Consider the following 9,037-nt stretch of genomic DNA (forward strand, 5'->3'; position numbering starts at 1 on the left):
CGTCGAAAGCCCGGTGTCGTCGCAGCGTCGACGGGAGATGTTCGAGGCTGTCGACACCGTGCTGCGCCGCAGCCCCGAGGTGGGCGCCTACAACCAGACCTTTTGAATGGTGGTTGAATGACCGAGCGGATTGTCAGTTTTGTCATGAGCGGCGGCGTCGGCTCGCGGTTGTGGCCGCTGTCGCGCGAGGACAATCCCAAGCAGTTCCACGATCTGTCCGGCGACGGCTCGATGCTGGCCAAGACCTTGCGCCGGCTGACGGCCCGGCCGGAAGGCGAAACGCCGATCTTCCTGATTGCCGCGGAGCGCCATGCCGACCGCGTTCACGCCGATCTTGCCGGCCTCGACCTCGCCGGCGGCGGGCCGCTGTTCGAGCCGACCGGGCGCAACACAGCCGCCGCCGTCGCACTGGCGACACTGCGCACACTGTCCGAGTTCGGCGACAGCCTGGTGCTGGTGGTGCCGTCGGACCATGAGATATCGACCCCGCGCCAGTTCTGGCAGAGCGTCGAAGCCGGCACCGAGGCAGCGCGTAGCGGCCGGCTGGTGGTGTTCGGCATCAGGCCGACACAGCCCGAGACCGGCTACGGCTATATCGAGGTTGCGGCCGAAAGCGGCGGCATCTTCGACGTGTCGCGCTTCGTCGAAAAGCCGGATCTTGCGACTGCGCAAAGCTATCTCAAGGCCGGAAATTTCTACTGGAACACCGGTATCTTCCTTTTTCGCGCCAGCGCCATGCGTGATGCCTTCATAGCGTTCCAGCCGGATATCTGGCAGGCCACCGAAGCAGCCTACAAGGCAGCGACATCGGATTTATCCGGCCTTTACATGCCGCTAGAACTCTACGCCGCCATTCCGTCGAACTCGATCGACTACGCCATCATGGAGCGGGCAAAAGACATCGCGATGGTGCCGGCCGGCTTCCGCTGGAACGATCTCGGCTCATGGCAGTCGCTGCTCGATGTCGGCCCCGCCGACGACCGGGGCAATGTCATCATCGGCGATGTCGTCTCCATCGATTGCGAGAATTCCTACATTCGCAGTGACGGCCGCCTGCTGTCGGCGATCGGCATGAAGGACATCGCCATCGTTTCGACATCGGATGCCACCTTCGTCGCTCCGGTCAGCCACAGCCAGCACGTCAAGAAGATCGTCGAGCAGCTCGAAAAATCGGGTCGCCTGGAAACCAGGTTCACGCCGGCGCATGACCGCGTCATCGAAAGCGGCGCCTGGCGGCGGCGCGTGCATCACTGGCTGTTTCAGGAGACCTTGCCGCTGTGGTCGACATCGGGCGTCGACGAACGCCATGGCGGCTTTCACGAAGCGCTTGGCCTGGACGCTTCGCCGTTGATGAAGCCCAAGCGCATGCGCACCATGGCAAGGCAGGTCTATGCCTTCGCCGTTGCCCGGGCGCGCGGCTGGGACGGTCCGGCCGACCGGCTGATCAGCCACGGCATCGCCTTCATGGCCGGCAAGGGCCGCACCGACAAGGGCGGCTGGGTTCGCACGCTGAATGTTGACGGTTCGGTCGCCGACGCCACCGAGGATGCCTACGATCATTCCTGCGTGCTCCTGGCACTGGCGCATGCGCATATGTCTGGCAATCCCGACGCTTTGCGCCTCGGCGAGGAAACCTTCGCCTTTCTCGATGCGCATCTCGAAGACAGCCGCATGACCGGCTTCCTTGAGACATCGGATGGCAAAGGCGAGCGCCGCTCCAACCCGCATATGCACCTGCTCGAGGCCTTCCTGGCCTGGCACCAGGCGACCGGCGAGCGCGCCCATCTGCGCCGCGCAGCGCGTATCATCGACCTCTTCCGCAGTCATTTCTTCGATCCGGAAAGCTGGACGCTTGGCGAGTATTTCGATGCCGAATGGAAACCATCCGCCCGCGAGAAAGGCTCGTGGACCGAGCCTGGCCACCATTTCGAATGGGCCTCTTTGCTGGTCGATTTCGCTGGGCGCAGCGGCCAGGCCGAGTTGAGCGGCTTTGCCAGGAAACTCTACGCCTCGGCCATCGCCAATGGCCTCAACCGCGCCACCGGCCTTGCCTATGGCGCCGTCTCGCGACAGGGCCTGCCGCTCGACCTGATATCGCGCAGCTGGCCGCAGGCCGAAGCGGTGAAGGCGGCGATCGCGCTGGATGGTTCGGGCGGGCCCGATCTCAAGCCCGAGATCGAAGCGCGCGTCGGCCGGCTGTTCCGCTGGCACATCGACCCGGCGCCGCTCGGCCTGTGGATCGACCGCATCGACGAACGCGGCCGCTCGCTGGCGACCGATGTGCCAGCCAGCATCTTCTATCATCTGGTCTGTGCGCTGACGCAATATCTGGACAGCACGGCCGACCTGAAGGCGTAGAGGGCTGGATCAGTACGGGCTCGCCACGTCACCCGTCTCGACATACACCGACTTCAGCTGCGAATAGAGCGCCAGTGCGGCCAGTGAATTCTCGCGTCCGATGCCTGACTGTTTGAAGCCGCCGAACGGGATTTCCACCGGCGTCAGATTATACGCGTTGATCCAGCAGGTGCCGGCCTGCAGTTCGGCGATGACGCGGTGGGCGCGCGGCAGGTCGCGCGTGAAGACGCCGGCAGCGAGGCCGAATTCGGTGTCGTTGGCGCGGTCGATCACCTCGTCCTCGCCGTCGAATTTCAACACGCTCATCACTGGTCCGAAAATTTCTTCACGGGCGATGCGCATGCCATCGGTCACGCCGGTGAACACCGTCGGCTCGACGAAGAAGCCGCCCTGAAAGCCCTGCAGCGAAGGCACATTGCCGCCGCAAGCAAGCGTCGCTCCATCCTGCTTGCCGATCTCGATATAGCCGACCACCTTGTCGTGCTGCGCCTTGGAGACCAGCGGTCCCATCTGGGTTTCGGGATCGAGCGGGTCGCCGATGCGGATTTTCTTGGTCCGCTCTATCAGACGGTCGACAAAGCGGTCGTGGATGCCGCTCTGCACGAAGACGCGCGTGCCGTTGGAGCAGATCTGTCCGGTCGAATAGAAATTGCCGAGCATGGCGCCGCCAATGGCGTTCTCGATGTCGGCATCGTCGAACACGATCAGCGGCGACTTGCCCCCGAGTTCCATCGTCGCGTGCTTCATCTTCGAGCCGGCAAGCGACAGCACCTTGCGGCCGGTCGGCACCGAACCGGTCACCGAGACCTTGGCGACGACATCGTGGCCGACAAGCCCGGCGCCGACATCGCCATAGCCCTGCACAACGTTGAACAAGCCGTCGGGTAGCCCCGCTTCGCTGTAGATCTCGGCCAGTGCCAGCGCCGACAGCGGCGTGTTTTCCGACGGCTTGAACACCATGGCATTGCCCATGGCGAGCGCCGGTGCCGATTTCCAGCCGGCGATCTGGATCGGGTAGTTCCATGCGCCGATGCCGACACAGACGCCGAGCGCTTCGCGCCTTGTGTAGGCGAAGGGTCCGCCGAGATCGACCGACTCGCCGTTGTAGGCGGCAACGGCACCGCCGAAATATTCAAGGCAGTCCGCAGCCGAGGGCGCATCCGCCACCAACGTTTCCTGGATCGCCTTGCCGGTGTCCAGCGTCTCGATGCGAGCGAGGTCGGCGTTGCGGGCGCGCAATATGTCGGCGGCGCGGCGCAGGATGCGCCCGCGCTCGACCGGCTTCAGCCGCGCCCAGGCGGGCTGCGCCGCCCGCGCGGCCTCGACGGCGAGTTCCAGCACGTTCGGCGTTGCCGAACGTAGCATGGCGATGGTCTCGCCGGTTGCCGGATAGATGACCGGCAGCGGGGCGCCGCCTTCGTCCTCGATGTAGCGTCCGTTGACATAGTGCGATGCCGTGGGCTGAGCGCGCATGGAAGTCTCCAGATTGTCTTTCGCGGCATGCGGATCGTGCAGTCACACGATCATGCTCTATCTGTCCGACGCCTGCCAGCGCGGATTGATCCATGGTTCCTGGTTGGACGGCGCCAGCGGCGTGCGGCCAAGGATGTGATCGGATGCCTTCTCGCCGGTCATGATCGACGGCGCATTGAGATTGCCGTTGGTGACGCGCGGGAAAATCGAGGAATCGGCGACCCGCAATCCTTCGACGCCGATGACCCGGCACTCCGGATCGACGACGCTCATCATGTCGTCGGCGCGGCCCATCTTGCAGGTGCCGCAAGGATGGTAGGCGCTCTCGGCGTGATCCCTGATGAAGATGTCGAGATCGTCGTCCGATTGCACGTGGCTGCCCGGCGATATCTCCTTGCCCCGATAGGGATCGAACGCCGACTGGCCGAAGATCTCGCGCGTCAGCCGGATGCAGTGGCGGAACTCCGCCCAGTCGTCTGGATGCGACATGTAGTTGAAGTGGATCATCGGTTTCGATTTCGGGTCCGGCGAGCGCAGCGTCACCGACCCCCGCGACTTCGAGCGCATCGGTCCGACATGCGCCTGGAAGCCGTGCGACTTGGCCGCCGCCTTGCCGTCATAGCGGACTGCCGCGGGGATGAAATGGTACTGGATGTCGGGGTAGTCGACGCCGGCACGTGAGCGCACGAAGGCCGCCGCTTCGAAATGGTTGGTGGCGCCAAGCCCGGTCTTGAGGAACAGCCACTGCGCCCCGATGAGCGCTTTCGAGAACGGATTCAGCACCGAATTGAGCGTGATCGGCAGCAATGATTCCTGCTGGATGTAGAGCTCCATATGGTCCTGCAGGTTGCGGCCGACGCCGGGCCTGTCGGCCACCACCGGAATGCCGTTTTCGCGCAGATGCTCGGCCGGACCGATGCCGGACAGCATCAGGATCTTGGGCGAATTGATCGACGATGCGGCGACGATTACCTCACGTCGCGCCTTAACGACCTGAATCTGTTTGTGAGCTTCGATCTCGACGCCGATGGCGCGCTGATTCTCGATGATCACCCGCCGCGCAAAGCCCTTGACCAGACTGACGTTTTTGCGCTTCAGCGCCGGCTTCAGATAGGCTGATGCCGCCGACCATCGGCGGCCGCCGCTGATGGTCTGCTCCATCGGCCCAAAACCTTCCTGCTTGGAACCGTTATAGTCCTCCGTCAGTTCGAACCCGGCCTGGCGGCCAGCCTCGACGAAGGCGCCATAGAGCGGATTTTTACGCGAGCCGCGCTGCACATGCAGCGGCCCGCCGTGCCCGCGCCAGCCATCCTCGCCGCCATCCGAATCCTCCATGCGCTTGAAATAGGGGAGCACGTCGGCGAAGCCCCAGCCGGCCGCACCCTCTTCGGCCCAATGGTCGAAGTCGCGGGCGTGGCCGCGCACATAGACCATGCCGTTGATCGAGGACGAGCCGCCGATAACCTTGCCGCGCGGTGTCGCCAGCACACGGCCGCCGAGATGCGGCTCCGGCTCGCTGGCAAAGCCCCAGTCGTACAGGCTCATGTTGAGCGGGATCGACAGCGCCGACGGCATCTGGATCAGCGGCCCGATATCGCTGCCGCCGAATTCGATGACGATGACCGAATGCTTGCCGTCTTCCGACAGGCGATAGGCCATGGCCGAGCCGGCCGAGCCGGAGCCGATGATGACGAAATCCGCTTCAAGCATGGTTCATATGCGCCATGAAATCGGCGAGCGAGACATTGCCGCCGGTAGCCACAACAAGGACGGTCTTGTCCTTCACATCCACCTTGCCGCCGAGCAATGCCGCGATCGACGCCGCCCCCGACGGTTCGAGCACCAGCTTCATGCGCTCGAAGGCGATCCGCATCGCGCGCCGCACCGATTGGTCGTCGACGGTGATGCCGTGAACACCCGCCGTCTTGACCGCGGCAAACGGAGCATCGCCCGGCCGTCGTGACATCAACCCGTCGCAGATCGATTTCGGCCCGATCGGCATCGTCTCGATAGCGCCATGCGCCAGCGACGAGCCCATGCCATTGAAACCTTCCGGCTCGACGCCGATGATCTCTGTCGCTGGCGACAGATAGTGGAAGGCAAGCGAAACGCCGCCGATCAACCCGCCGCCACCGACCGAGCAGAACAAGAGGTCGGCGCTGGCACCTTTGGCTTCGAGTTGGTCAAGCGCTTCGAGGCCGGCGCCCGCCTGGCCGGCGACGATCTCCGGATCGTCGAATGGATGCAGCAGCGCCAGGCCCTCTGTCTCGGCGATCTCGCGCGCCTTGGCGGCGGCGACTTCCTCCCGCGCGCGCTCGCCATGGTCGGTCAGCACGACGCGGGCGCCATAGCCCGCCGTGGCATCACGCTTGGCGGCCGGTGCGTCGATCGGCATGACGATGGTGACGGGAACGCCAAGCGCCTGGCCGGCAGCCGCCAGCCCTTGCGCGAAATTGCCGGAGGAGTAGGCGACGACGCCCTTCTTCGCTTCGTCAACTGAAAGCTGCTTCAGGCGCCAATAGGCGCCGCGCACCTTGAATGAGCCGGCCCATTGCAGCGATTCCGGCTTGATGAAGACGCGGGCGGCGCCGGTCTCGCGGGCTAGTGCCGTCGATTCCAGCAGCGGCGTGATCTGCGTCGCCCTGGAGGTGACGGCATAGGCCTGCTTGAGATGGTCAAGGGAGGGGACGAGAAGGTCTGACATCATTCGCCTCGCGGATACCGTTTGCTCTCTTCGAGATTGTCGAGGTTCATGTGATTGCGCATGTAACGCTCGGACGTCTTTTGCAGGGGCTGGAAATCCCAGGGGTAATAGGCGCCGTTGCGCAGCGCCGGATAGACGACCCAGCGGCGCGCCTGGCTTTCGCGGACAGCGGCGTCGAAGCCGGCCATGTCCCAGCGCGCCTGGACCTTGTCCATGAATGCCGCCACCAAGCCGGCATTGGCGGGGTCGTCGGCCAGATTGTTTCGCTCGAGCGGATCGGCTTCGAGATCGAACAGTTGCGGCGGATCGAGCTCGCAGTGGACGAATTTGTATCTGCCGTCGCGGATCGCCACCAACGGCGCGTTGGACCCTTCGGCCGCATACTCCATCAACACCGGTGCGGTGCGCTCGATGCCCTCGGTGAGCGGCAGCAGCGACTGGCCGTCGGTCCACGGCGCGATCGCGGCGATGTCGATGCCGGCGAGGTCGCAAAGCGTCGGCGCCACATCGAGATTGGAGACCGGCGTCTCGATCAGCCCGGCAGGAATGTCCTTGCCGGCGATCATCAGCGGCACCCGCGCCGAACCCTCGAAGAAGCTCATCTTGAACCACAGGCCGCGCTCGCCGAGCATGTCGCCGTGATCCGAGCAGAACAGGATGATTGTGTCGTCCGCCATGCGTGTACGCTCGAGAACGTCCAGGATCTCGCCCAGCTTGTCGTCGACATAGGAGATGTTGGCGAAATAGCCCTGCCGCGAACGACGCACCTGCTCCGGTGTGATCTCGAAAGAGGGATAGTCGCTGGCGTGGTACAGCCGCCGGGAATGCGTATCCTGCTGGTCATACGCGATGAACCCGGTTTCCGGGTCCAGCGCCTGGCAATGCTCATAGAGATCCCAATATTGCTTGCGCGCGACATAGGGATCGTGCGGATGCGACAGCGAGACAGTGAGGCACCAAGGCCGATGGTTCGCATCGTCCTGTTCGCGCGAAAGCTGATAGAGCTTCTGCGTAGCCAGGAACACGACCTCGTCGTCATACTCCATCTGGTTGGTGATCTCGGCGACGCCTGCGCCGGTCACCGAGCCCAGATTGTGATACCACCAGTCGATACGCTCGCCGGGCTTGCGGTAATCCGGCGTCCAGCCGAAATCGGCTGGATAAATGTCGGTCGTCAGCCGCTCCTCGAAACCATGCAACTGGTCCGGCCCAACGAAATGCATCTTGCCCGACAGGCAGGTGTAGTAGCCGGCGGCGCGCAAATGATGGGCAAAGGTCGGGATCGATGAGGCGAATTCGGCGGCATTATCATAGACGCCGGTGCGCGACGGCAATTGCCCGCTCATGAACGAGGCACGGCCCGGCGCGCAGAGCGGCGAGGCCGTGTAGTTGTTGGCAAAGCGCGCCGAACGCGCGGCCAACGCTTTCAGATGCGGTGTATGCAGAAACTCCGCCGGTCCGTCCGGAAACAGGGTTCCGTTGAGCTGGTCGACCATGACGATCAGGAAATTGGTTGGCTTCATTGTCACTGTTTGCGCCGCTCGCCAAGTTTGGTTTCGAGATAGTCCTCGACCAGCGCGATCGCGGTCGCGGCATCGGGCACGCCGTCTTTCAGCGCCCGCCTGATGTAGAGCCCGTCGATCATCGCCGCGGTCGCTTCGGCGGCGCGGTCGGCTTCGGCTCTGGGCAAGATCCCGGTCAGCCCGCTCATCAGGTTCGAGTGCAGCCGCCGCGCGTAGACCTTGAGCAGCCGGCGCAAGGCCGATGATTTCTGCGCCTCGACATAGAAGGCGAGCCAGGCGGCGATGGTTTCCGGCTGGAACTGGATGTCGGAGAAATTGACAGCGACCACCGCCGAGACCCTTTCGCGCGCGCTATTGGCCGAGCCAAGGGCGCGCAACGTATCGGCTGTAAGCTCCGCCAGTATGTGCCGCATCGTCGCCAAGAGCAGCTCGTCCTTGGCACCAAAATAATGATGGGCAAGGGCGGACGACACGCCGGCGCGTCCGGCGATCTCGGACATGGTCACGTCGAGCGAACCGCGCTCGCCGATCGCCGAGATCGTCGCGTCGATCAGCGCCTTGCGGCGCAGCGGTTCCATTCCGATTTTCGGCATCTCGCCATGATCCTTTGAGAAAACAGGATTATTTTTTATTGACGCGTCAATCAACAAAAAAATCGGCCCCGATCTCGGCTGTACCAAGCGATTGTACGCCTCCAGCCCTTCACGAAACCGGCACGATTGTTTATCTTTGAACAATAGATGCGAAATGCGCCGTGAGCCGACATGCCAGGCCGGCGCCAAGGATGGAGACCGCCATGACCGCATGCATCGTCGGATGGGCGCATTCGCGCTTCGGCAAGCTTGAGGGCGAAACGCTCGAAAACCTCATCGTCAAGGTGGCAACGGACGCGCTCGACCATGCCGGCATCGGTCCCGACGAGGTCGACGAGATCGTGCTCGGCCACTTCAACGCCGGTTTTTCGGCGCAGGATTTCACC

At 63.8% G+C, this 9,037-nt stretch carries 6 protein-coding genes and 1 pseudogene; 2 read left to right on the top strand and 5 right to left on the bottom strand.

The features are described 5' to 3' along the window. The first annotated feature begins 117 nt into the window (after positions 1-117). Positions 118-2,358, top strand: coding sequence for a mannose-1-phosphate guanylyltransferase/mannose-6-phosphate isomerase (locus EN914_RS13810; protein ID WP_024505557.1), 2,241 nt, complete (start codon positions 118-120; stop codon positions 2,356-2,358). A gap of 9 nt (positions 2,359-2,367) precedes the next feature. Here EN914_RS13810 and betB read toward each other — a convergent pair whose 3' ends face one another. From betB to betI, 5 genes are read right to left on the bottom strand one after another with little or no spacing between them, the layout of a single operon-like run. After that, positions 2,368-3,831, bottom strand: a complete 1,464-nt coding sequence (gene betB, locus EN914_RS13815) for a betaine-aldehyde dehydrogenase (protein ID WP_024505556.1) — start codon at positions 3,829-3,831, stop codon at positions 2,368-2,370. A 57-nt stretch (positions 3,832-3,888) separates the two neighbouring features. Continuing rightward, entirely contained in the window at positions 3,889-5,541 is a 1,653-nt protein-coding gene (gene betA / locus EN914_RS13820) for a choline dehydrogenase (RefSeq protein ID WP_024505555.1), read from the bottom strand. Next, positions 5,534-6,535 carry a threonine/serine dehydratase gene (locus EN914_RS13825; RefSeq protein WP_024505554.1) on the bottom strand — a complete coding sequence of 334 codons (1,002 nt, stop codon included), beginning with the start codon at positions 6,533-6,535 and terminating at the stop codon, positions 5,534-5,536. Before EN914_RS13825 ends, betA begins: the two co-directional genes overlap by 8 nt. After that, on the bottom strand, positions 6,535-8,058 hold the full coding sequence (betC, locus tag EN914_RS13830) for a choline-sulfatase (protein WP_081714454.1): 1,524 nt from the start codon (positions 8,056-8,058) through the stop codon (positions 6,535-6,537). The genes EN914_RS13825 and betC overlap by 1 nt, the downstream gene beginning before the upstream one ends. Positions 8,059-8,060: 2 nt before the next feature. Beyond that, entirely contained in the window at positions 8,061-8,651 is a 591-nt protein-coding gene (betI, locus tag EN914_RS13835; protein ID WP_013532678.1) for a choline-responsive transcriptional repressor BetI, read from the bottom strand. A 203-nt stretch (positions 8,652-8,854) separates the two neighbouring features. Here betI and EN914_RS13840 point away from each other — a divergent pair. Beyond that, a pseudogene (locus EN914_RS13840) lies at positions 8,855-9,037 on the top strand (thiolase domain-containing protein); the annotation flags it as partial.

This window comes from Mesorhizobium sp. M7A.F.Ca.CA.001.08.2.1, assembly GCF_003998455.1.
In the GTDB taxonomy this organism is placed as follows: Bacteria; Pseudomonadota; Alphaproteobacteria; order Rhizobiales; family Rhizobiaceae; genus Mesorhizobium; species Mesorhizobium ciceri.